Below are 22,683 nucleotides of genomic sequence, written 5' to 3' on the forward strand. Positions count from 1 at the left end.
TGTTGCAGTCCGATAGTCCGGCGGGCTGGAACAGGGTAATTATTATCTTCCCGCAAGATTTTGCACGGTTGCAAGAATGAAACAAATAGTCCAAATACTGGTACTGTCGTGGGTGCTTGGTGGTTGCTCCGCTCCTGCGATTTATTCCAATACCCCAGTGGCCACGGGTGAGCAGGTAGTTAAGGAGGTTTACGGGCAGCCGGTAATATTTTCCGAGGGGCGGCACCTGCTCGCGTTGTCTACCGATGAGATTATCTATGATGCGGAAGCAGAGGCGCTGTTCCTGCGCTTCTGGGCTTTTAACGGCGGTACAGAAGATCTCCTGCTCGACAGAGCGGATGTGCGGGGCTTTCTTCATAATGCAAACGAAAGGGTAAGCATTCCACTGATGTCCCAGGATGAAGTGAATCTCTGGCGGGAAGCCAAGACTACCCGCAAGATCCTGAGCGTAACGTACTACACCAATCACACGCCGGTTTCATCTCCTCTGTATTTTGATACTGCACTGCAGGACGTCGCTTATGCAAACCGGGGTGGGGTTGGGGGAATGTTATTGCAATCGAATGAACTGGGTTCCGGGGCACGCGCGATAAATGGTGAGAACGGCGCGCAGTCGACGAGCGGTATTCTCCACTATTACAAGTATTTTCCAGAGTACTATGTGGGATCGCCGGGAGGCGATAACCCGTTCAACAAGACATTCCGGAAAATAACTTACCGGAAGACCGTGCCGGCTCCGCGAATGATATTTGGTGACCGGATGATACCCGCAGGGGAAGTACAGGGTGGTTTTATTGCGCTGGATATGCGCAACGCCAGTCGCAAAGACCCGGCGATTCTGACGTTGCAGGTCAAACTGGGTGGCGAACAGCACCTGTTCAACATCCGTCAGGACAGGATTCCGCGGGATGAGGTGGCAGCACTCCTTGAATAGGGTGCCGCAACTGCTCGATGGGGCTTTCAGGAAGGCACCAGTGCGATACTGGAGCCTCCCACTTCAGCAGCCTTCTGTCAGGCGGCGTCTTTCTGTTCCCTAATCCAGTGCTCCACGCGCTTCTCCAGCATGGGCAGGGGGAGGGAACCACCACCGAGTACGGTATCGTGGAAGCCGCGAATATCGAATTTTTCGCCAAGCTCGCCTTTCGCTTTTTCGCGCAATTCCAGGATCTTCAGCATACCGCTCTTGTAGGACGTAGCCTGGCCCGGAATGGTCAGGTAGCGCCGTACTTCAGAGCGGATTGCACTGGCCGGGATGGCGGTGTTTTGGAGAAGGTAGTCTTCGGTCTGCTTCTGGCTCCAGCCCTTTGCATGCAGGCCTGAGTCCACTACCAGGCGAGCTGCGCGCCAGACTTCCGAGTTGAGGCGGCCGAAATCCATCAGGATATTTTCGAATTGCCCCATCTCCTTGGCCAGCTGTTCGGAGTACAGGGCCCAGCCTTCTATGTAGGCACCGAAGCCGGCCTGGGTTCGGAATTGCGGGATGCCTTCCAGCTCCTGTGCAATGGAGATCTGCATATGGTGGCCGGGGCTTCCCTCGTGATAGGCCGTGGTTTCCATTTTGGTCTTGGAGTAGGCCCCCATGTCAGACATATGTATGTAATAGGTGCCGGGGCGTGAGCCATCTGGTGTCCCGGCCCGGTAGTGCGCCGCACCGCCATCAACCTCTCGGAATTTCTCCACCCTTTGTACCTCGAGTTTGGCTTTGGGCAGAATGCCGAAATACTCGGGTAGCTTTTCCTCGATTTCCGCGAGGAAACCACGGGTATCTGACAGGTAGCCTTCGCGTCCTGCGTCAGTGTTCGGGAAGTAAAGCGACTTGTCGTCACGGATATAGGTGAAGAAATCCTGCAGGGTGCCTTCAAAACCGGCAGCCTGCTTGATGGTTTCCATCTCCTTGTGGATACGGGCAACTTCATCGAGTCCCATCTGGTGCACGGCATCTGCACTGATATCGAGGGTGGTGTGATTGGCGAGGCGGTTTTTATAGTAGGCCTCGCCATCGGGCAGCGCCGATACACCGCGGGGCTCGACATCCGCATTTCCCTTGTCGCTTTTCAACCAGGCAATGTAGGCATCATACGCAGGCTCGAATGTTCCAGTAAGTGCGGTGCTGGCGGCAGCTTCCAGCTCGGCAGCGGCCTCTTCATCGATCTTGCCGGCCTCCTGCAGGGCCTTGATCTTGCCCTTCGCATCCCTGAACAGCGGAGCTTCACCTTCACCATTGAACGGTGCGCCGGTAATCACTTTCTGGGCACGCTGCTGTGCCAGATCGTAGATAAACTGCGGCGGGCGCACACCATCTGCGGCGGAGAGTTTGGCCCGTTCGTGCAACTGGGTGATGGCGCGGCCGATTCCGGCAATACGGGCAATGTAGGCCTGCATGTCTTCAACACTCTCCACCTTGTGGATGCTAATCAGGAATGACGGTAGAGATGATTCCGGGCCACCTAATTCGTTGGCAAAGTAGCGGTGGCGCCGGAAGGCGTCGTTGGCCTTGTCGCGCTCGTATTCGAATACCCAAAGGTCGTAGGATTCCTGTGCCAGGGGCGGGAGCCGATCATAGTCGAAGCTGGCCTTGAGTTCCGCGACAGTTTTGCCAAACCACTGCAACTGCCCGGCCGCCGCCTCCTCGCTCATATCGTCGATCTGGTCATACAGTGCTTTGCGACCGAGGCGACTTAGCTTCATCGGGCTGAACTGCAGCTTTTCCTCGTATTTTGCATCCAGCCATTCGGTCAGGCGCTCGGCCTCTGCGGTGGGGTCTTTAACTGCGGCATCGTCGGCCGCCACGTCGTTCTGGGCTTTTGTTGCCTGTTCTGCATCTATGCCCGGTGCCTTGTCCCCCTGACAGCCACTCAGAACGGCCAGGGCCAGAATGCCGGGGATCAGGGAAATGGCTTGTTTGGTTCGTATGTTCCTTTTCATATTTCTTTTTATTCTCCTTTTCATTCTTGCTTTCATATTTCCTGTTTCTTGGCCTCTTTCGGGCCCTGTCAGAAACTCGGGGATAACTTTTGCACGATTGGCCGGATTAGTCGAATTGTGGGCCCGCCGTCGGGCAATAAAAAACCCCGACTCTTGCGAGCCGGGGTTTACGCATGGCGCTAACGGTCTGCCGATCAGGACTGCTTGACGCTCTCGATCCAGCGGTCCAAGCGTTTTTCCAGCATCGGCAGTGGCAGGGAGCCGCCACCGAGTACGGTATCGTGGAAGCCGCGAATATCGAATTTGTCGCCAAGCTCGGCTTTCGCTTTTTCGCGCAGTTCCAGAATCTTGAGCATACCGATCTTGTAGGAAGTCGCCTGTCCCGGGTAGGTCAGGTAACGGCGCACTTCCGAGCGCACCGCGCTCTCAGGGATCGGTGCATTCTGCAGGAAGTACTCTACGGCCTGGTTCTGGGTCCAGCCTTTGGCGTGAAGGCCGGTGTCTACCACCAGGCGTGCGGCACGCCAGATTTCCGCGGTCAGGCGACCGAAGTCCTTGTAGGGATCAGTGAACTGGCCCATTTCCTTGGCGAGCATTTCGGAGTACAGCGCCCAGCCCTCGATGTAGGCACCAAAGCCCGCCTGGGTGCGGAACTGCGGGATGCCTTCCAGTTCCTGCGCGATCGAGATCTGCATATGGTGGCCGGGGCTACCTTCGTGGTAGGCCGTGGTTTCCATGTCGTTCTTGGAGTAGGCGCTCATATCGGACATATGCACGTAGTAGACGCCCGGGCGGGAGCCATCCGGTGTGCCGCCCTGGTAGTGCTGGGCACCGCCGTCGACTTCGCGGAAGGGTTCTACGCGCTTCACTTCGAGTTTGGCCTTGGGCAGGATGCCGAAGTACTCCGGCAGTTTCTTCTCGATTTCGGCGAGGAATGCGCGGGTGTCGGAAAGGTAACCTTCACGGCCCTCATCGGTGTTCGGGTAGTAGAATTGTTCGTCATCGCGGATAAAGCTGAAGAACTTCTGCAGGTCACCATCAAACTTCACCTGCTCGCGAATGGCTTCCATTTCCTTCTGGATGCGGGCAACCTCATCCAGGCCGATCTGGTGTACCTCGTCCGCGCTCAGGTCGAGGGTGGTGTAGTTGGCCAGGCGATTCTTGTAGTAGGCTTCGCCTTCCGGCAATGCCAGCACTCCGCGGGGCGCTTCGTCGGCATTTTCGCGGTCGGCTTTCAGCCAGGCGATAAACTCTTCGTACACCGGCTTGAACTTATCAGTAAGCGCGGCGCTGGCGGCAGCCTCCAGCTCGGCGGCAGTCTTCTCGTCGATCTTGCCGGCTTCCTGCAGGGTCTTGATCTTGCCCTTCGCGTCCTTGAAAAGCGGGGCTTCGCCCTCACCGCCAAACGGTGCACCGGTAATCACTTTCTGGGCGCGCTGCTGCGCCAGGTCGTAGATAAACTGCGGCGGGCGCACGCCTTCAGCAGCGGAAAGCTTGGCGCGCTCATGGATCTGGCCCATGCCGCGGGCGATGCCTTCGATACGGGAGATATAGGCCTGCATGTCTTCCAGAGTATCGACCTTGTGGATACTGATCAGGAAGGAAGGCAGGGCAGACTCGGCGCCGCGCAGCTCGTTGGCGAAGTAGCCATGGCGCTTGAACGCGTGATTGGCGCGGGCCTGCTCGTACTGGAATACCCACAGGTCGTAGGATTCCTGCGCAGCCGGGGGCAGCTTGTCGTAATCGAAGCTGGTTTTCAGCTCGGTTACCGTCTTGCCGAACCAGTCCAGTTCGCGCTCTTCCGCCGCTTCGCTCATGTCATCGATCTTGTCGTACTGTTCCTTGCGGCCCAGGTAGCTCAGGGACATGGGGCTGAACTGCAGCTTTTCTTCGTATTTCGCATCCAGCCATTTGGTCAGGCGTGCGGCCTCGGCGGCGGGGTCCGCCGCGCTTTTAGCGTCATTTGCTATCGTCTCAGTAACGGCCTGCTTTTGTGCTTCGGGTGCTTTTTTACCCGCGTCAGGTGCCTTCTCGCCCTGGCATCCGGTCAGGATTGCCAGTGCCAGCAGGCTTGGAATCAGGGGGCTGTGCAGCTTGGTTCGCATGTCTCAGTGCCTCTGTCAGGTTCGATGTTTAATTCGGCGGCTACTTTGACACGAATCGCTGGCGGAGTCGACGCAGGCACTTTCTGGCCGAAAAGTGAGCGGGATCAAGGGCGACACCGGCCTGATGTGGATAATGGTGAATGAATGTACAGATCATAAAAATACTTGGGAAACTAAATGGCTGAACCTGTTGCCCTGAAGCGATCCTTGTCACTGCCGGTGATCAGCTTCTATGGCATTGGCACCATCATCGGTGCCGGGGTCTATGTTCTGGTTGGCAAAGTCGGCGCGGAAGCCGGGGCGCAACTGCCTTATGCCTTCCTGCTGGCGGGTTTGATCGCCGCTTTTACTGCGCTCTCCTACGCAGAGTTCTCCTCTCGGGTCCCGACGAGCGCCGGCTCCGCCGCCTACATCCATGAAGCCTGGCACAGGCGGCGCCTGACCCAGTTTGTTGGCCTGATGGTGGCCGCTACCGGGATTGTCTCTGCCGCCACGATCGCCAACGGGTTTGTCGGGTATCTGGAAATTTTTGTGCAGGTGCCCGGCTTCCTGGCGATCACCGGGCTGATTGTGCTGTTGACCCTGATCGCACTGTGGGGGATCAACCAGTCTGCACTGACGGTCACCCTGATCACGCTGATCGAAGTGGGGGGGCTACTGTTCGTCATTTATGCCACACGTAACAGTGCACCCGTGCTTGCATGGGGGGAAATCTTCACAGTGCCTGAACGCGGAGCGCTCGCTGGTGTGCTGGTGGGCAGTTTCCTGGCCTTTTACGCTTTTATCGGTTTTGAGGATATGGTCAACGTGGCAGAGGAGGTCAAAAACCCCCGTCGCGCGCTGCCGCTGGCCATCCTGATCGCCATCTGCTGCTCGACATTCCTCTACATGGCACTCGCCGCCCTGGCAGTGCGCACCATGCCGGTAGCAGAGCTGGCAGAAAGCAGTGCGCCCCTCGCGAGCATGGTGAAAAATGCCGGTTATTCACCGGGGTTTATCGGCGTGATCAGCATGTTTGCAGTGGTAAACGGAGCACTGGTCCAGATCATCATGGCTTCGCGCCTCCTGTACGGCATGGCCAAACGCGATCTGGCCCCGCAGGCCTTTGCCCGCATTCATCCCAAAACCCATACGCCTGTATTAGCCACCATTTTGGTGGGGGTAATCATACTGGCGCTGGCGCTGTGGTTCCCGTTGACCGTGCTGGCCAAGGCCACCAGCTTCATTATGCTGGTGGTCTTCTGCCTGGTGAACATTTCCCTGATACGGATCAAGCTGCGCGGGGATGCCGCGGATGCCGGCCTGATCTGTTTTCCGTTGTGGGTACCAATAGTAGGGTTCCTGCTGTGTTTTGCGCTGGTATTGCTGCAGATTTAGACCGGTGAGCTGGTCGGCTGCGCAACATATGACTACATTTTCTCAAAATCGATCGATCGGAGGAGGCCACAATGCTGGCAAATAAAGAAGGTGAAATGGTCCCGCAGGTGACCTTTATTAATCGCAAGGACAACGACTGGCAGAAACTCACCAGCGATGAAATCTTCAAAGGGCGCAAGGTGGTGCTGTTCGCGTTGCCGGGAGCATTTACCCCAACCTGTTCCTCCACTCACCTGCCGCGATATAACGAGCTGGCGCCGGTGTTCAAGGCGGAGGGCGTAGATGCCATTTACTGCCTCTCCGTCAATGACGGTTTCGTCATGGAGTCCTGGTGTGGAGACCAGCATGCCGGCAATATCGAGTTCCTTGCGGACGGCAACGGCGCCTTCAGCGAGGGCATGGGTATGCTGGTGGACAAGAGCGATATCGGTTTTGGCAAGCGCTCCTGGCGTTATTCGATGCTGGTGAACGACGGCAAGATTGAAAAGATGTTTATTGAGCCGGAAGAGCCGGGCGATCCCTTCAAGGTATCCGATGCAGATACCATGCTGAACTACCTCAACCCCAATGCAACGCAACCGAAGCGCGTTGCCGTCTTTACCAAGCTGGGTTGCCCGCATTGTGCCAGGGCAAAGGCGTTGCTGCGCGAGCACGGGATCGGGTTCGAGGAAATCAGCCTGTCCGGGCACGGGCTTAGCTATTCGACCCTGCAGGCCGTGACGGGGCAGGGCACTACGCCGCAGGTTTATATCGATGGCCGGCGGATTGGTGGGGCCGATGACCTGGAAGAGTACCTTTCTTAAATCGGATGGAAGCGGGCGTCTAGGCGCCCGCTTCCAGTCTCCGGTCGACGTCTATTGAGTCCTGTCCCAGTATTGGCCATGCTGCCAAAACCTCACCGCCCGGCCGTTGTCATCCATGTCGAAGTGGACTGTATATAGATTGTCGCCTTCCTTGGAGAGTACCCGGAAAACGTTGTCTTCCTCATGCTTGAGCATGAGGGGACGTCGGTTCGGGTTCTCGGCAAACAAGCTGATTCCCTTTAGGCCCTTGGAAGTCTCGGCGATCGCCAGGCGAACAGGCCAATCTGACAGGCCATAAATACCGGTGTACATGGTCAATAATTGCGCGTCCGGGGATTCGATAACAGAGGTGTCTTTATCATTTTCCTGCTTTTTCTGTGCCGCAGAAATTGCCGGAGAAACCAGTGAAATAACCCCCTTCGCCAGAGTTGAAGGATTCACATCATTCACATTGACCATCCCGATAACAGCCAGCTTGTCTTTCGGGCGGGTGAGAAACACCGTCCGGTAGCCTGGGCAATAACCGTTATGGCCAATGAATGATTTACCGTCTATGTCGCTGAATGCGAAACCAAGACCCCAGGTCGCGCCTTTTCCATCTGGGTCTTTCCAGTGGATACGCTGCATTTCCCGCAAGGTTGTGGACTTGAGAATCTCGGTGCCGCCTTTTTCCAGTAGACGAAACTGCCAGCTGGCAAATTTTGCAAGGTCATTGACGCTTGAGGCAAAGCCGGCGGCCGGCGCGATACCATTCGTCGTATATTGTCCTACAGCCTTCCTAACGCCTGAGCTATCACGGAGCATGTAGCCCGCAGAGAAGTTGCCCCCGTATTCGGATACCGGAAGATCGGTGGATGTATTACGCATTCCCAGCGGATTCAGGATTCGAGATTGGATGTACGCTGCATAGGGTTCACCAGACGCGGCTTCAATGGCCTCTCCGGCAAGGCTCATCCCGAGATTGGAATACTGGAAATGCTGGTACGGGCGATAAAGTGGTTCCTGGTTTGCTACGCCTTCCTGCAGCGTCTGCCGGCTGGGGAAGTTGACCTCTGTCCAGTAGGGCGTGATTGCTTCACGGGGTAGGCCGGCCACGTGGGACAGGATGTTGCGCAGGTTTACGGCCTCTTCGGAATCAGAGTGATCCGGTATTTCAAACCAGGGGAGAATCTCCTTTAGCGGCTCATCAATGGAAAGCTTGCCCTCATCCCGCAATTGCATCACGCCGATGCTGGTGAAAAGTTTTGAAACTGAGCAGATGCTGTACTTGGTTTCCGGGGTGGCTGGCACTTTATCCGCGAGGTTTGCGTAGCCGAACCCTTTTGACCAAATTACTTCCTGGTCGGAAACGATCGCAAAGGAAGCCCCTGGTACACCATCATACTCAAGTTGTGTCTGTAGCCAGGCGTCGGCCAGGGCAATTCCAGCCTGGACGTCCTTATCTTCGCTGACGTTCGCCATGCTACCGGTGGCTGTTAATGTGAATGTTGCGCCAAGCGCAAAACCCTTTAACCTCTTGTTGATCCGCATGATATTTCCCTATAGATGAGGACTGCTCTGTTGGTCGAATGATCGATATTACTGGCATCGTCATTCCAACTGGCGGATTGATTCACAGATTTCTGTTGGAATAGGGATTTGGACGCCAGGCAGGCTCTGGCGGAAGCCTTTGTGTGGATGCGATTGCGGCCAGAAAGTTGGGTTTCTCAAAAACCCCTGCCTGAGGGCGGGGGTTTTAGGGCAGGACGTGACGCTCAAAAGAAGGCGCACCTTTGAATAGGGGGACCTTTAAAGAGGGCGCGTGACCTTAAAAGTGGTATTTCACCAACAGGTTCAGGTTCCGCTCATTGGAGTCGATACCGAAGGTGCCATCCTTGATACCGAACTTGTCGTTCCAGTGAACATACTCAAGGCCGGCGTACAGTGACTTGGGCTTGCCCCAGTTTGCGCCGACATCCCACTTCAGCTGGGAAGTGAAGTTCAGGCTGGGGTGAGCATCTCTGGCCGCGCTGGCCCAGTCGATAAAGCCGTCGTAGACAAATTCTGCAGTGCCCAGCTTGAACGGCGCTGCCCACACCAGGGTCAGTTGCTCATTGTTGGCCTTGTCTTCGTTGTTGCGGTGGTAAACGTTTGCCTGGACGAACGCGAAACCCGGTACCTGCAGGTCGAAGCCGACACCGGTGAGGGTGTTCATAAAGTGTGGTCCGGTGGCGGTGAGGCGGTCCGGATCTTCAAAGTTGCCCAGCTCGATGGTGCCCGCCACCAGCACGTCTTTCACCGGTCCCCAGGACAGCTCCTTGCCGCCGAGCTTGCCGAGGCTCAGGCGCGGGGAGATTTCTGTGTAGAGTTCTTCGGAATCATCGCTGGACTTGAGGTAGTCCGCGAACATGAACACGTCACCCCAGCTGTGGCCACTGACGTGCTCGAAGGTGATGACGCTGCGGCTGGAGTCGTCGGTACCCAGGCTGTAATGAACTTTGTAGTCGTCGCCGCTCAGGGCGCTCAGGCTGTTGTCCTGCCAGAGCATTTTCGCCTGTGCGCCTGTGGTAACCAGGCCGGTTGCGCAAGCCAGTAGCAATTTTGGGAAGCTCATCGGGTACCTCGTTAGTGAATCGCCCTTGTGGGATTAACTCCGTGGGCGCGGCACAATGCCAGCTGTACAAAAAATATGCAAGAGGTTCCGGCTTATGGAGAAAGGAAGCAAAAAAATTCCATATTCACCCTGTTGGCGGAACAAAATGCCAAGTTAGCTTGCAGTATGTTGTGCTGGGGATGAAAACAGCGGAGCTGAGAGATCCTGGGTCATTTGGCCTTACAATGTGCCATCTCTTGTATGGCTGCCGCCGTGCGTTATCAGGCGTTTACAGTTGAATCTAGTGAGAATGTTATGAGCTCGAATTTACCGCCATGCCCTAAGTGCGGCTCTGAATATGTCTACCAGGACCAGGCGCTATTGATCTGCCCGGAGTGTGCGCATGAATGGAATCCGGCAGAACCCGAGCAGGACGAAGATGCCTTGCTCGTGAAGGATGCAAACGGCACGCAGCTCAGCGAGGGTGACAAGGTCACCCTGATCAAGGACCTGAAGGTCAAGGGATCCTCACAGGTCCTGAAGATTGGCACCAAAGCCACGATCAAGCGCTTTGTCGACGGTGACCACGATATCGACTGCAAGATGGATGGTGCGGGCGACATGATGCTCAAGTCGCAGTTTGTAAAGAAAGCGTAGACTGGGTCACTCCGGATTCAGCTTCACTCCTCGCCATCCGTCTTGGTTCCCTCCCACGACTTGACCTGTTCACGGTAGGCTGCCCGACCAATCACATGGGCACCTACCGGTACCGTGATTAACAGGAACAGGATGGCGATCACCGCTTTTGCGGTAATCTGAATATCTTCAAACAGGAATGCCACTGCAGCCAGAAGTAGTCCGCAACACAGCGTTGCGGCTTTTCCCGAGGTGCTCATGCGCGTGTAGATGTCCGGCATGCGGATCAGTCCGAGCGCGGCAGTGAAGCCAAAGAAGCTCCCGGCAATCAACAATACGATGGTCAGAATCTCACTCAGCATCGCGCTTCTCCTCCGCTGACCGGTTTCGGGTATCGATGCCCGTCCGCTCGATGAACTTGGCAAATGCCACGGTAACCAGGAATGCGACCAGTGCCAGCGCAATGCCTGCGTCCAGATAAACTGCCCGGCCCGATGTCACCGTCAACAGCGCGCAATAGGCAACCGCCAGAATATTCAGGATGTCGAGTGCCACCACGCGATCGGCTAGTGTGGGCCCGCGCGCGATCCTGAGGATGCAGAGCACGAGCGCGGCCAGCATCAGCCAGGATGCCGCGCGGATGGCATAACCGAGTAACAGGGACTGTTCTGCGAGGTTCACTTCAGGCATCAGGACATGGCCTCCCGCACCCGGTATTCGAATCCCTCGCGGATCTCCCTGCGGAACGCCTCCGGGTCCTCCACGAACATCGTATGCACGATCATCGCATCGTTTTCCGGGGTGACGTCCAGCACCAGGGTCCCGGGCGTGAGGGATATAAGGCTGGTCAGTACCAGTATCTGGTTGGGGTCGCGGATTTCCAGGGGAACCCGCATGATGCGTGGTGTACTCAGCATTTTCGGGGACAGTACTTCCTGGGCCACGCGCAAGCTGGACAGTACGAGTTCACGCAGGAAAAACACCGAAAGGGAAATGGTTTTCGGTACCCGGCGAAAGTATTTCTCGCGCGCGGACTGGAAGTTGGAAACCTGCAGGGCCGCATAGCCGATGATGAAACCCACCAGAAAATTCATCAGGGAGGCACTGCCGGTCAGTGCCGACCAGGCGATGGCGAGGAGCGTGTTCAGTAGGAAAAGGTTCAAATGTCCGCCTCCCGGTCAGTCATTTTGCATAAGTGCCGAGCACGGCCGTCACATACTCTGCTGGTTCCAGCAGGTCCCGTGCTGCCAGCAGGGAAAATTCGATAAACGGTTCCGGCAGCAGGCCGAGCGACAGGGTAATCAGCGCAAGCACCACAATCGGTCCCAGGTGCATTGCGCGCACAGAGGGGCGCAGTTTCCCGAGTGAGTAATCACCGGCAGCCGGGTGCGGTTTCCAGAAGGCCTCGGCCCAGATCTTGCTCATGGAAAACAGGGTCAGCAACCCGGTTAACAGCGCAATCGCGCAAACCCAGTAGGCAGCCTGTTCGAGGCTCGATTTGATCAGCAGGAACTTTGCCCAGAACCCGGAGAGCGGTGGAAAGCCCGCAAGACTGAAAGCGGCAATAAAAAACAATGCGGCAAGAATAGGCGCAGCGCGATACAGCCCGCCAATCTCCCGGAGTTCATAGCTGCCGGTCAAACGGCCCGCAGTGCCACATATCAGGAACAGATTCGTTTTGGCCACAATATTGTGAACCATGTAAAAAATCGCACCGGCCAGCGCTAGTGGGCTGTTCAGTGCCAAACCCAGCACCAGGAATCCGATCTGGCTGACGATATGGAAGGACAGGATCTTCCTGAACTCATATTGTGCGGCTGCGCCCAGCACGCCCGTCACCATTGTGAGCAGGGCAACCGCCAGCAGTAGTTCGTGTCCAAAACCATCACCGGCCGGAAACAAAAGGGTAAAGGTGCGGATGAGTGCGTAGACGCCGACCTTTGTTAGCAGACCGGCGAATACGGCAGTCACCGGCAGTGGCGGCGCATGGTAGGAAGCCGGCAGCCAGAAAAAGAGCGGGAAGATGGCGGCCTTGATGCCGAAGGCACAGATAAAAAGTACACGCAGCAGATCCATGGCGACAGGCGCGTCCATTACTGCCAGTTCACGGTGTAACTCCGCCATGTTGAGTGTGCCGGTCAGGCCATATAGCAAACCGATACCGGTCAGCATCAGCAGGGTCGACACCAGGTTCATGGCAACATATTTCGTGCCGCCGTCCAGCTGCACCGGCGTATTGCCGAGCACCAGCAGGGCGAACGAGGCAATCAGCATGACCTCGAACCAGACATACAGGTTAAACAGATCGCCGGTCACAAAGCTGCCGCAGACACCCGCGAGCAGAAGCTGGTAAAAGCAGTGATAGCCGAGCAGTTCACGTTCGCGATCGATTTCAGCAAGCCCGAATATCGCCACCGCGAGGCCAATGGTCGCACTGACCAGGAGCATGATTGCGCTCAGGCGGTCGGCCACGAGGGTGATGCCAAACGGTGCGGACCAGTTACCCATTTGCGCAACACGCACACCGCCGGACTCCACCATTGCCAGAATCAGCAATGTCACGCCGAACAGCAACAGGCAGCTGAACACCGAAACCAGTCGCCCGGTGTTTTCATGCTTGCGCCCGAGGTAGGCGACCATCGCCGCCAGAATCGGAATCAGGAAAGGTAGTGCCAGTATCCAGCTCACGTATGTATTAACCCTGAGCCTCTTCCATTTTCTTTTCCTTTACCGGCTCGGCCTCGCGTATCTGGTCCGAGTCCAGGGTCTGGAATTGCTGGTAGCTGCGTGTCAGCAATGCGAGCGCAAACGCGAGCAGGCCGAAGCCGATCACGATGGCGGTCAGTATCAGGGCCTGCGGCAGCGGATTGGCGACCGGCAGCGGTGGTTCCATCATGCCCGGAGGAACGAGCGGCGGGGTTGCGCGGGTCAGGCGGCCAGCAGCGAGAATCGCCAGGTTCGCGGCGTTACTGAGCAGCACCAGCCCGAACAGGTAACGGAGGAGGTTGCGTGCCAGCATCAGGTAAACACCGGTGGCAACGAGTATGCCCACCAGTATGGCGAGGGCTGTTTCCATTTCAATCATTCTCCTCGAGTGCGAATACGAGTGTCAGCACGGCCCCGAGTACAGACAGGTATATGCCCACATCGAACAGCAGTATGCTGCTTACCGGCAGGCCTTTCTCGGTTTCACTGCCGCCAAGGAACAGCCACTGCCCGGTGAAGGGTGCATCGCCAAACAACCCGGCAATGACACTGGCGATACCGGCAATCAACAACCCGGCGGCGGCGAGGCCCTCCGGGCTGATACGTAGAGCCTGCCGCGCGGCTTTGACGCCCCAGGCCATGGCCAGCAGCGTGAAAGCGGTTGCGGCTACCAGCCCGGCAATAAAACCACCACCAGGCTGGTTATGGCCCCGTAGCAGCATGTAAATCGAAAACATCAGTAGCAGCGCGACGAAGGTTCGGGTGGCCGTCTGCAGGACGATGGACTTCATCGGCGTCGCCCTCTCAGCGTGTACCCAACCAGGGTGGCGGCGGAAAGGGCGGCGGTGAACACCACTACCACCTCGCCAAAGGTATCCAGCGCCCGGAAGTCCACCAGGATGACGTTGACGATATTGCGGCCGAATGCCTCCGGCATGGAGTTCGCGACAAAATAGTCGCTCGATGGGCTGCTGAATGGCTGCTCTATCACAGCGAGAATGGTGATGGTGACGACTACGCCCGCGGCTATGGCGATGAGTGCATCGAGCCTGCGAAAGCGTGTCGCATGCCGGCCGTAGGAAAGTGGCAGCCGGTGCAGGGTTGCCGCAATCAATACCAGGAACAGCGTCTCTACCAATAGCTGGGTGATGGCAACATCCGGCGCCCCGAAAAACAGGTACAGCAGGGCCACGCCAACGCCAAGCGCACCCAGGGCGCAGACCGCTGCCAGCGGCGCACTCACACTACTGGCCATGACGGCGCCGGCGGCCACCAGTAGCATGGCGGTCCACTCTTTGACATTGAGAGCCGGAATCGCAACCGAAAGGCTCAGGTTGTCCTGGCGTATCAGCGCAAGCAGCAATGCCGCGGTAGCTGCGAGAAAGATAACCCGCAGGTAGCGGCGCAGGATGCCGTGTTGCAGCCAGCGCGTCTGGACGTCCGCGAGGCGCTTGAGGCCCTCAAGAAGTGCGTCCCAGATCCGGTCGGCGGTGGTGGGAAAGAAGGACAGCAAAAAAGCGAGGAACGCGCGCAGCGGCCGCTGATACAGGTATGCACAGACGCCCAGCCCAAACGTCAGGATGCTCATGATGAGCGGTACGTTGACGCCGTGCCAGAGCTTCAGCTTGACGATCTTGGGTTCCCCCAGGAGGGTGACAACTGCGGGTTGGACCAGGCCTTCGGCGATCAACGGTGTGAATAGGCCGAACGTCAGCCCAAGAGTGCTCAGTACCAGCGGCCCTATCCACAGAGACCAGTGTGCCTCACGGATGTCGTCGGACTTGGGGCGTTGTCGGCCGATAAAGGGCTTCAGCGCCAGGGTGCCGGCCACCGTCACCATCAAGATATTCGCGAATATGGCAGCACCTGCCACCAGCGTCGGTTCCGTGGCAATCGCCAGTGCCCCCTCATACTTGAGCTCCTTGCCAATGAATCCCAGAAAGGGCGGAAAACCCGCCATGGAAATCGCCGCCGCCCCGGCACAAAACCAGGTGACGGGCATGAGCTTGCCGAGCCCACCCAGGCGGTCCAGTTCGCGGGTACCGGTCTGGTGGTCGATGATGCCGACCACCATAAACAGGGATGCCTTGTAAAAGGAGTGCACCAGGATAAAGGTGATTGCCGCGGCAATGGCGACTGAATCATCCGAGCCAAAGAACATGGTGATGGTGCCCAGCGCCACGACGGTGGTGTAGGCAAGCTTGAGCTTCAGGTCGGTCTGCCGTACTGCCAGAATCGCAGCGAGTGTTGCGGTGATGGCGCCCACGATAGTGAGTGTCCACTCCCACAGGGGCGTAGTCCCCAGTACCGGGTGCAGGCGCGCCATCAGGTAGATGCCAGCCTTGACCATGGTCGCCGAGTGTAAGTAGGCACTCACTGGCGTGGGTGCGGCCATCGCATTCGGCAGCCAGAAATGGAACGGGAACTGTGCCGACTTGGTAAAGGCTCCCAGCAAAATCAGGACCAGAATCGCAGGATAAAGGGAGTGGCCGCGTACATAGTCGCCTCTCGCCAGGATTTCCTGCAGATCGAAGGTGCCGGCGGTGTAACCCAGCAGGATCAGCCCGGCCAGCAGGCACAGGCCACCCATGGTGGTGAGCAGCAGCGCCTGCAACGCGCAGCGACGCGCACTCGCCTTATCGTGGTTGAAACCGATCAGCAGGTAGCTGGAGATGGTGGTCAGTTCCCAGAAGATAAACAGCGTGATCAGATCTGCCGCAAGCACCAGACCGAGCATGCCCACCATAAAGAGCGCCAGATAAAGAAAGAAACGCCGCAACATCGGGTGGCCGCGCAGGTAGGCGCCGGCGTATATGGCCACGAACACGCCAATCAGGCTGATCAGCAGGGCGAAGAGCAGATTCAGGCCATCGAGAAAAAAGCTGAATTCGATGCCGAGGCTGGGTACCCAGGGGAAAGAGACGGACTTGACGTTACCCTCGGCGACAGATCCCCACTGGGTAATCAGGAATAGCAACGGAATGGCGGGCAGCAGCGGGAACACCAGCCCCAGAAAGCGTCCCGCTCCAGCGGCATCGCTGTGGGGCCTGTCCATGTCGTCTGCCGCCATTTTCTTGGTTCACTACATCAGTACCAATAAAAATTGTGGCAGAATTTATCGGGTATGCCCGATGTGGTGGTTAATACGCTCGCTCTCCAGACCATTGCGATCTACGGCCAAGACTGCAACGGCAGTGATTTCATCTTCCCGATTGAACCGGTGCCCTAGCACATCACGGGTAAGAATTTTATAGCGCCATTTCCCGTCCGTTTGGTAGTAAAGCAACCAGCGGGCTGTGGCTTCATCACTCTGGGGCTGCCAGCTGACAGTCAGCCCGTCAGCGTTTGATTGATAGCGCACTTCTGGCGCTAGTGGAGGTGTGCTATCCAGCCAGGGCGAGGCGGGGATCAGAGCCTGGTGATAGAACACCGTATCTTTCAATAATTGCGCAAACCTGGGATTGTCACTCACCGTTTTGACGTTCCAGAAAACCTGCCCGGTTTGCTCCTGCAACAGTGCACGGGTGAACTGGATCTGGTTAATGATCTCGTCGGTGCCCTGTTTCGTTGCCACCTGATTACTACTTAACCCCGGCCAGAGATGGCGCTGCTGGTGGTTTTCACCCTGCCACCAGGCAAGCAGTATCGGATAGCTTTGTTGAATGCGGTTGATGTTCCAGTACAGCTGGGGCGTGAAGTAGTCCAGCCAGCCTTCGTTCAGCCACAGCCTTGCATCGGCATAAAGCTCCTCGTACTGGTCAAATCCGGCGATGGTTTCCGGGTATCCGGGGCGCCATATACCAAAGGGGCTGATACCGACTTTTACATGGGGCTTGATACGTTTTACTTCGCTGTAGATATCTTTAACAAAGCGATTAACAGCATCGCGGCGCCAGTCAGATAATCCAAGCTTCCCGCCCTGTTGCTGATAGGCCTGGTAACTGTCGCTGTCAGGAAACGGCGCGCCCTGATTGTAGGAAGGGTAGGGATAGAAATAGTCATCGTAGTGAATGCCATCGATATCGTAGCGCTGCACTATGTCCGCAATCACCGCCAGCGAATGCGCAATGGTCTCTTCCCGGGTGGGTTCCATCCAGTACATGCCGTTGGCTAGCTTGGCGATCAACTCCGGCTTTTTGGTTACGAGCGAATGCTCGGATACCGGGCCGCCTTCCGTGTGGTGGGCACGGTATGGATTGACCCAGGCATGCAGCTCAAGACCCCTCTGGTGTGCCTGTTCCACCCAGAAAGCGAGAGGGTCATAGAGGGGCTCTGGGGCCTTGCCCTGTTCGCCGGAAAGATAGTAAGACCAGGGTTCAAGCTCGCTCGCATAAAGGGCGTCCGCCTGCGGCCGAACCTGGAATATAACCGCATTCATATTTGCCGCAGCAACTTTATCCAGCAGGGCGATGGCCTCCTGCTGTTGTTGCTCGACGGGCAGTCCGGGCTCGCTGGGCCAGTCGATATTGGCCACCGTGGCCACCCAGGCCGCGCGGAATTCCCTCGCCACCGTCTCCCGCTCGGCCTTGCCGTAGGCCGGTAACTCCGGGCCGAACCAGCGTGGGTATTGCCAGAGTGCTATCGCCAATACAGCGATGATGGCGGGGTAAATAAAGCGGTTCAGAAGTTTTACTGGTGGGATGCCGATCAATGGGTTCATGATTGGATTAGTTGGTGTGTGATGCCGCTATTATTCAAAGAGATTCAGAGCAAGGGAAGGCGCGCGGGAGTCACCCCACCAAATCCGCAAAAAATCTGTGCAAATAATTCAAATTTGGTGAGTCGCTAACTTTGGGAGTTAGGTAGGCTTTCAGAGGTAAAGCTTTATTCGTCGCCAAACGAAAAAAGCCCCAGTCTTGCGACTGGGGCTTTCTGATTGGTGGAGATGGGCGGAGTTGAACCGCCGTCCGTCAGTGGTCCACCATGCGCTCTACATGCTTAGTTCCATCTATTTTATTTAGCCGTTAACAGCCCGATGGGCAGGACGTTAACAAGCGAGCCTGTAAAAGTTTTAGTTGATCCACCCCAGGCAAGCTTCACAACGATCCAGTTCTATTTAACAGTTTTTAGCGCGGTACTGGCACCTTGCTAAGAACCGTCGCGGCATTAAGCCGCGAGAGCGTAGTTGTCGTCGTTGGCAACTAACAAAGTACAGCTTTGGATTAACGTGATTGGCTGCCATCACGGCATGCACCCATGGTTTCTTCACCAGCGTCGAATCCAAATCATCCCCGGAGAAGATACCTTTCGGTCCCTCGAATTATACACATCTGTGACGGCGCTGGCAGCTGTTTGTTGGCGACGCTATTCCCCCAGGAACTTGGCATCCGCGTCAATCCGCGCAGCAAATAGCGGGTGTTGGAATAATCGCTGCAGATAGGCGCTGAAGCGAGGATAAAGTTGCGCGTCAGGCTGGAAGCCGGCGTGGCGCGCATTCAGCATATTGCTGCCCACCGCGAAATCCGCCACGGACAGTCCGCCATTAAAGAAGTGGTCATCCGGTACCTGGGACTCCAGATAAGTCAGTACCGGCGGCAGGGTTTCGTTCAGATTGCGCTGGACCCGCTCCTCGTCCGGCTCATGCTCCAGCAGCAGGCGCTTGATGACCCGCTCAAAAAACAGGGGCGGGCCGGTGACCTCTGCCAGTTTTGTGTCGCAGTACTCTTCTATCCAGCGCGCGCGGGCGTGTTCGATCATGCTGTGGGGGTATACCGGCGGATCCGGGTACCGGTCTTCCAGGTACTCACAGATCACGCTGGAGTCGCTGATGGCGAGCTTGTCGTCGCGTAGTGCGGGGATTTTGCCGAGCGGGCTGAATGCCAGGAAGTCTTCCGGTGGTTCCATGGGGGTGACCGGAATATTGGTGTAGTCGATTTTCTTGCGGTCCAGGGTGAGCAGGACCTTGCGGACGAATGGCGAAAGGGGAACGCCGTAAACGATGGTGTTCATGCTGCACTCCTTCCGGGCATCGCTTCCCCGGAAGTGGCCCGCCTTGTGGCGGGCCTTTTGCAGAGTTATAGGTTGCGCGCTTTAGACCTGGTAGTCCGATCAGAGAATGGTCTGCGCGAACGCCATCAGGATCAGGGTCGGGCACACAATCTTCACGTAGGTCGGCCAGATCTTCCAGAACAGGCTGTCCTCGATGTGCGGGTCGCCCTGTTTCAGTTCGGTCAGCAGCTGGTTGCGGTTGAAAATCCAGCCGGCAAATATGCACAGCACCACGCCCAGCAGGGGCTGGCCCCACTCCGTACTGATACTGATGACAAGCCCGAACAGGGTGTCGAAATTGAAGATGATCAGGCTGCTCATGGCGAAGATTGCCAGGCCCACCAGAATGGTAGCGACCTTGCGGGACAGGCCCAGGTTCTCGATGGAGAAGGCTACCGGTACTTCCAGCATGGAGATGGAGGAGGTCAGTGAGGCCACCACCATCAGCGTGAAGAAGGCAAAGGCTACCAGCAGGCCAACGCTGCCCATGGTCTCGAACAGGGCAGGCAGCACCTGCAGAATCAGGTCCGGGCCGGCAATCAGGCTGCCGTCGGCCGCAAAGATGTCGGTGCCGGCTTCCTGGGCCACGTACATGGCCGGGATGATCAGCAGGCCAGCGGTGAAAGCGATGCCCAGGTCTACCAGGGTTACCACGGCGCCGAGGCGCGGCAGGCTTTCCTGGTGGCTCAGGTAGGAGCCGTAGATGAGCATGGTGCCTACACCAATAGACAGGGAGAAGAATGCCTGCCCCATGGCCGCCAGCAGCATCTGGGGATTGAAGTGGTCAAAGTTCGGCATCAGGTAGGCCTCGAGGCCTTTCGTCGCGCCCGGTTGCGTCAGTACGTAAACAATCAGCAGTACCAGCAATATCAGCAGGGAAGGCATCAGCAACGTGGACCAGCGCTCAATGCCTTTTTCCACACCGCCCATGATGATCAACATCGTCAGGCTGCTGAAGATGGCGGTGAAAATCAGATTGCGCTCGGTACTGCCACCCGTCATCCACTCGGACGCCCCTGTCATGCCGAGCATGGTTGAGACCGGCTCGGCCATATGGGAAACCATCCAGCCTGCCACAATCGCGTAGAAACTCAGGATCAGCGAGGCAACGATGATGCCGCTATAGCCGGCCAGGGTGCCCACCAGGCGGCTGATGGGGCCGGTGGAAATGGCCTGCAGGGCCTGCACCATGTTGCGCCGCGCGTGTCGGCCGATGGTGAGCTCCGCCATCAGTGCAGGGTAGGCCAGCAGGAACGCGAGGATCAGGTAGACAACAACAAATGCGGCACCGCCATTGCCGGCAGCCTTGGTCGGGAAGCCCCAGATATTACCGAGGCCTACGGCGGAGCCTGCGGCGGCCATTACGAAACCGACGCGGGATTGGAACTGACCTCTGGGTGCACTCATAGTTTTGCTCTCGTTGTCATTGTTATTTTTCTTTGTTTTCAATCCTGAACCGGCGTGCCCTCGGTTTAGTGGCGCTGCCCGGGATCAGAAGTCCTTGCGCAGAAGGCGCTGTTTCTGACGGTTCCAGTCGCGCTCTTTCTCAGTGTCGCGCTTGTCGTGCTTGGCCTTACCCTTGGCCAGGCAGACCTCGCACTTGACCAGGTGTTTCTTCCAGTAGATGGCCGTGGCCACGCAGGTGTAGCCCTTCTGATCCACCGCCGCCATCAGCTTTTCGATCTCGTTCCTGTGCAGGAGCAGGCGACGGGTGCGCTCCGGATCCGTGACAAAGTGGGTCGAGGCCTCTGGCAATGGCTGGATGTGGCTGCCCAGCAGCCAGGCCTGATTGTCCTTGAAGATCACATAGCTATCGGTCAGCTGAACCTTGCTGGCTCGGCAGCTTTTGACCTCCCAGCCCTGTAGCTCGAGTCCCGCCTCAAAGCGTTCCTCGATGAAGTAATCGTGCTTGACCTTCTTGTTCAGCGCGATGGTGTTGCTGGGTTGCTTGGGTTTCTTCTTGGCCATTAATTTCAATCAGTGAGGGCGCGGGCGCCCTCGTTACCTCTCCAGATTGCCGACAGCTGCCTAGAACAGACTGCTACCGAAGAATTTCAGTGCGACCGTATTGATGAATACGAACAACAGGATCGCCGGGATAATACTGCTGAGCATGAAGTCGACATACTTGCTCCATGCGGAACCGGCAAAGGCCGGGTCGCCTTCCTGCAGTTCAGCGTGGAATTTCGCCTTCTTCCAGCGATACATCACGAAGATACAGATAAGGAAGCCGTTGAGGGGCAGGATGGTGTCATAGAACACGATCTCAACCAAGTCGAAGAAGCTCTTATCGGCACCGGCCAATGAGACAAATTTGGTCAGCCAGTCAGCCATGCCAAAGGACATGGCGCAGAGGATCGCTAGGGCGAACTGTACGATGGCGATGGTGAGGATTGCCTTCTTACGTGGCATGCCTGCCTCGTCGCGCAGGGTAGCGACCGGTACCTCAATGATGGAGACCAGCGAGGTGATTGCCGCGACCAGCACCAGTGCGAAGAAGAGCGCTGCAACGATGCTGGCGCCCACATAACCGATGTTGGCCTGCAGCGCGAGGAAGATCTTCGGCAGGAAGAAGAAGATCATGCCGGCAGAGGAGTCACTCAGCTCGGAGGTATCGATCTCCGGGTTGAAGTGGAAAATGGCTGGCAGGATCAGCAGGCCCGCGCAGAATGCCACCCCGGTATCGCACAGCGCCACCAGGCGCGAGGAGCTGGCGATGGAATCCCGCTTCTTCATATAGGATCCATAGGTGATCAGGATGCCCATACCCAGCGACAGCGAGAAGAATGCCTGCGCCATGGCCTTGCTGATCACGTGGGCATCGATCTTGGCGAAGTCCGGTACCAGGTAGTACTTCACACCCTCGAAGGCGTTCTCCAGGGTGAGGACGAAGATCACCAGCGCCACCAGCATTGCAAACAGGGCGGGCATCAGGGTCTTGGCGGCACGCTCGATACCGTCCTTCACGCCGAGCAACAGGATGCCGTTGATTACCAGCATCAACACCGCCAGCAGCCCGAACACGGTCTTGGTGTTGATGAACTGCATGAAGTAGCCATCGGTGGTGAGCTGGTCCAGGTTGCCGCTGAGGGTGGCAATCAGGTAACCCAGCACCCACACCGTGACCACCATGTAAAACACCGCGATCATGAACGGCGTGATCAGTGCCAGCCAGCCGGGTATACGCCACAGGGTCGAGCCGCCGGACAGTTCACGATAGGCGCCGACCGGGTCTTTTGCGGTTTTGCGGCCGACAGCCAGCTCGGCCATCATCACCGGCAGGCAGATAAAGAATACAAACAGGGCGTACACAAACAGGAATGCACCGCCGCCGCTCTTGGTCGCCGCAACGGGGAAGGCAACCAGGTTGCCAATGCCGACAGCCGAGCCGGCAGCTGCCAGGATAAAGCCAAGGCGCGAGCCGAAAGTTTCGCGTGATGTGGATGGGCTTGCGGACATAATACTCTCGTTATTATTGGGTATTTATTGTGCAGTTCGCCGCATCGGCGCGGCGCGGCATTCAAATGCCGTGGTTATGGGGTCGGATTGTTACAGGAAACGGCGCCATTGA

Annotated in this window: 20 protein-coding genes and 1 other RNA gene; 4 read left to right on the forward strand and 17 right to left on the reverse strand. The window is 57.2% G+C overall.

What is annotated here, in order from left to right; all coding sequences use genetic code 11:
* Positions 1-76: 76 nt before the first annotated feature.
* The gene (locus QSJ80_RS06985) at positions 77-934 is read left to right on the forward strand and encodes a hypothetical protein (RefSeq protein WP_285763711.1); all 858 of its coding nucleotides are present in this window, start codon (positions 77-79) and stop codon (positions 932-934) included.
* Between the two features lie 77 nt (positions 935-1,011).
* Here the strand turns inward: QSJ80_RS06985 and QSJ80_RS06990 are convergent, their stop codons facing one another.
* Both QSJ80_RS06990 and QSJ80_RS06995 read right to left on the reverse strand, forming a co-directional pair.
* Entirely contained in the window at positions 1,012-2,925 is a 1,914-nt protein-coding gene (locus tag QSJ80_RS06990) for a DUF885 domain-containing protein (RefSeq protein ID WP_285763712.1), read from the reverse strand.
* Positions 2,926-3,119: 194 nt separating this feature from the next.
* Positions 3,120-5,030 carry a DUF885 domain-containing protein gene (locus QSJ80_RS06995; RefSeq protein WP_285763713.1) on the reverse strand — a complete coding sequence of 637 codons (1,911 nt, stop codon included), beginning with the start codon at positions 5,028-5,030 and terminating at the stop codon, positions 3,120-3,122.
* 177 nt (positions 5,031-5,207) lie between these two features.
* On the opposite strand from QSJ80_RS06995, the gene QSJ80_RS07000 reads away from it, so the two are divergent.
* Positions 5,208-6,407 carry an APC family permease gene (locus QSJ80_RS07000; protein ID WP_285763714.1) on the forward strand — a complete coding sequence of 400 codons (1,200 nt, stop codon included), beginning with the start codon at positions 5,208-5,210 and terminating at the stop codon, positions 6,405-6,407.
* Positions 6,408-6,478: 71 nt separating this feature from the next.
* Positions 6,479-7,210 (forward strand): glutathione peroxidase, encoded by a 732-nt coding sequence (locus QSJ80_RS07005; protein WP_285763715.1) that lies wholly within the window; start codon positions 6,479-6,481, stop codon positions 7,208-7,210.
* Positions 7,211-7,261: 51 nt separating this feature from the next.
* On the opposite strand, the gene QSJ80_RS07010 is transcribed toward QSJ80_RS07005, so the two are convergent.
* Both QSJ80_RS07010 and QSJ80_RS07015 read right to left on the reverse strand, forming a co-directional pair.
* Positions 7,262-8,740 carry a serine hydrolase domain-containing protein gene (locus QSJ80_RS07010; protein ID WP_285763716.1) on the reverse strand — a complete coding sequence of 493 codons (1,479 nt, stop codon included), beginning with the start codon at positions 8,738-8,740 and terminating at the stop codon, positions 7,262-7,264.
* A gap of 277 nt (positions 8,741-9,017) precedes the next feature.
* Positions 9,018-9,803 carry an outer membrane protein OmpK gene (locus QSJ80_RS07015; RefSeq protein WP_285763717.1) on the reverse strand — a complete coding sequence of 262 codons (786 nt, stop codon included), beginning with the start codon at positions 9,801-9,803 and terminating at the stop codon, positions 9,018-9,020.
* Between the two features lie 294 nt (positions 9,804-10,097).
* On the opposite strand from QSJ80_RS07015, the gene QSJ80_RS07020 reads away from it, so the two are divergent.
* Positions 10,098-10,439 (forward strand): zinc ribbon domain-containing protein YjdM, encoded by a 342-nt coding sequence (locus QSJ80_RS07020; RefSeq protein ID WP_285763718.1) that lies wholly within the window; start codon positions 10,098-10,100, stop codon positions 10,437-10,439.
* Positions 10,440-10,462: 23 nt separating this feature from the next.
* On the opposite strand, the gene mnhG is transcribed toward QSJ80_RS07020, so the two are convergent.
* The 13 genes from mnhG to QSJ80_RS07085 all read right to left on the reverse strand — a co-directional run bounded on the left by mnhG (position 10,463) and on the right by QSJ80_RS07085 (position 22,571).
* Positions 10,463-10,780 carry a monovalent cation/H(+) antiporter subunit G gene (gene mnhG / locus QSJ80_RS07025; protein ID WP_285763719.1) on the reverse strand — a complete coding sequence of 106 codons (318 nt, stop codon included), beginning with the start codon at positions 10,778-10,780 and terminating at the stop codon, positions 10,463-10,465.
* Positions 10,770-11,108 (reverse strand): MrpF/PhaF family protein, encoded by a 339-nt coding sequence (locus tag QSJ80_RS07030; RefSeq protein ID WP_285763720.1) that lies wholly within the window; start codon positions 11,106-11,108, stop codon positions 10,770-10,772. Before QSJ80_RS07030 ends, mnhG begins: the two co-directional genes overlap by 11 nt.
* Entirely contained in the window at positions 11,108-11,581 is a 474-nt protein-coding gene (locus tag QSJ80_RS07035) for a Na+/H+ antiporter subunit E (protein ID WP_285763721.1), read from the reverse strand. Before QSJ80_RS07035 ends, QSJ80_RS07030 begins: the two co-directional genes overlap by 1 nt.
* 19 nt (positions 11,582-11,600) lie before the next feature.
* On the reverse strand, positions 11,601-13,106 hold the full coding sequence (locus QSJ80_RS07040; protein ID WP_285763722.1) for a Na+/H+ antiporter subunit D: 1,506 nt from the start codon (positions 13,104-13,106) through the stop codon (positions 11,601-11,603).
* A 7-nt stretch (positions 13,107-13,113) separates the two neighbouring features.
* Positions 13,114-13,494, reverse strand: coding sequence for a Na+/H+ antiporter subunit C (locus tag QSJ80_RS07045; RefSeq protein ID WP_285763723.1), 381 nt, complete (start codon positions 13,492-13,494; stop codon positions 13,114-13,116).
* A gap of 1 nt (position 13,495) precedes the next feature.
* Positions 13,496-13,915: a Na+/H+ antiporter subunit B gene (locus QSJ80_RS07050; RefSeq protein WP_285763724.1), complete on the reverse strand. Its 420-nt coding sequence runs from the start codon at positions 13,913-13,915 to the stop codon at positions 13,496-13,498.
* Positions 13,912-16,179 carry a putative monovalent cation/H+ antiporter subunit A gene (locus QSJ80_RS07055; RefSeq protein ID WP_285763725.1) on the reverse strand — a complete coding sequence of 756 codons (2,268 nt, stop codon included), beginning with the start codon at positions 16,177-16,179 and terminating at the stop codon, positions 13,912-13,914. Before QSJ80_RS07055 ends, QSJ80_RS07050 begins: the two co-directional genes overlap by 4 nt.
* 60 nt (positions 16,180-16,239) lie before the next feature.
* Complete coding sequence (locus QSJ80_RS07060) at positions 16,240-17,784, reverse strand: glycoside hydrolase family 10-like protein (protein ID WP_285763726.1); 1,545 nt, start codon at positions 17,782-17,784, stop codon at positions 16,240-16,242.
* A 217-nt stretch (positions 17,785-18,001) separates the two neighbouring features.
* Positions 18,002-18,357: a transfer-messenger RNA gene (ssrA, locus tag QSJ80_RS07065) on the reverse strand.
* 71 nt (positions 18,358-18,428) lie between these two features.
* Positions 18,429-19,073 (reverse strand): glutathione S-transferase family protein, encoded by a 645-nt coding sequence (locus QSJ80_RS07070; protein WP_285763727.1) that lies wholly within the window; start codon positions 19,071-19,073, stop codon positions 18,429-18,431.
* 99 nt (positions 19,074-19,172) lie between these two features.
* Positions 19,173-20,519: a sodium-dependent transporter gene (locus tag QSJ80_RS07075; protein WP_285763728.1), complete on the reverse strand. Its 1,347-nt coding sequence runs from the start codon at positions 20,517-20,519 to the stop codon at positions 19,173-19,175.
* A gap of 84 nt (positions 20,520-20,603) precedes the next feature.
* Complete coding sequence (smpB, locus tag QSJ80_RS07080; RefSeq protein ID WP_285763729.1) at positions 20,604-21,080, reverse strand: SsrA-binding protein SmpB; 477 nt, start codon at positions 21,078-21,080, stop codon at positions 20,604-20,606.
* 60 nt (positions 21,081-21,140) lie between these two features.
* Entirely contained in the window at positions 21,141-22,571 is a 1,431-nt protein-coding gene (locus QSJ80_RS07085; protein WP_285763730.1) for a sodium-dependent transporter, read from the reverse strand.
* Positions 22,572-22,683: the final 112 nt, after the last annotated feature.

Source organism: Biformimicrobium ophioploci (assembly GCF_030270605.1).
In the GTDB taxonomy this organism is placed as follows: Bacteria; Pseudomonadota; Gammaproteobacteria; order Pseudomonadales; family Cellvibrionaceae; genus Biformimicrobium; species Biformimicrobium ophioploci.

Bases quoted from the DNA above. Each gene is read 5' to 3' on its own strand.
- QSJ80_RS06985 (WP_285763711.1), top strand. From the start codon at position 77: ATGAAACAAATAGTCCAAATACTGGTACTGTCGTGGGTGCTTGGTGGT.
- QSJ80_RS06990 (WP_285763712.1), bottom strand. From the start codon at position 2,925: ATGAAAAGGAACATACGAACCAAACAAGCCATTTCCCTGATCCCCGGC.
- QSJ80_RS06995 (WP_285763713.1), bottom strand. From the start codon at position 5,030: ATGCGAACCAAGCTGCACAGCCCCCTGATTCCAAGCCTGCTGGCACTG.
- QSJ80_RS07000 (WP_285763714.1), top strand. From the start codon at position 5,208: ATGGCTGAACCTGTTGCCCTGAAGCGATCCTTGTCACTGCCGGTGATC.
- QSJ80_RS07005 (WP_285763715.1), top strand. From the start codon at position 6,479: ATGCTGGCAAATAAAGAAGGTGAAATGGTCCCGCAGGTGACCTTTATT.
- QSJ80_RS07010 (WP_285763716.1), bottom strand. From the start codon at position 8,740: ATGCGGATCAACAAGAGGTTAAAGGGTTTTGCGCTTGGCGCAACATTC.
- QSJ80_RS07015 (WP_285763717.1), bottom strand. From the start codon at position 9,803: ATGAGCTTCCCAAAATTGCTACTGGCTTGCGCAACCGGCCTGGTTACC.
- QSJ80_RS07020 (WP_285763718.1), top strand. From the start codon at position 10,098: ATGAGCTCGAATTTACCGCCATGCCCTAAGTGCGGCTCTGAATATGTC.
- mnhG (WP_285763719.1), bottom strand. From the start codon at position 10,780: ATGCTGAGTGAGATTCTGACCATCGTATTGTTGATTGCCGGGAGCTTC.
- QSJ80_RS07030 (WP_285763720.1), bottom strand. From the start codon at position 11,108: ATGCCTGAAGTGAACCTCGCAGAACAGTCCCTGTTACTCGGTTATGCC.
- QSJ80_RS07045 (WP_285763723.1), bottom strand. From the start codon at position 13,494: ATGGAAACAGCCCTCGCCATACTGGTGGGCATACTCGTTGCCACCGGT.
- QSJ80_RS07050 (WP_285763724.1), bottom strand. From the start codon at position 13,915: ATGAAGTCCATCGTCCTGCAGACGGCCACCCGAACCTTCGTCGCGCTG.
- QSJ80_RS07055 (WP_285763725.1), bottom strand. From the start codon at position 16,179: ATGGACAGGCCCCACAGCGATGCCGCTGGAGCGGGACGCTTTCTGGGG.
- QSJ80_RS07060 (WP_285763726.1), bottom strand. From the start codon at position 17,784: ATGAACCCATTGATCGGCATCCCACCAGTAAAACTTCTGAACCGCTTT.
- QSJ80_RS07070 (WP_285763727.1), bottom strand. From the start codon at position 19,073: ATGAACACCATCGTTTACGGCGTTCCCCTTTCGCCATTCGTCCGCAAG.
- QSJ80_RS07075 (WP_285763728.1), bottom strand. From the start codon at position 20,519: ATGAGTGCACCCAGAGGTCAGTTCCAATCCCGCGTCGGTTTCGTAATG.
- smpB (WP_285763729.1), bottom strand. From the start codon at position 21,080: ATGGCCAAGAAGAAACCCAAGCAACCCAGCAACACCATCGCGCTGAAC.
- QSJ80_RS07085 (WP_285763730.1), bottom strand. From the start codon at position 22,571: ATGTCCGCAAGCCCATCCACATCACGCGAAACTTTCGGCTCGCGCCTT.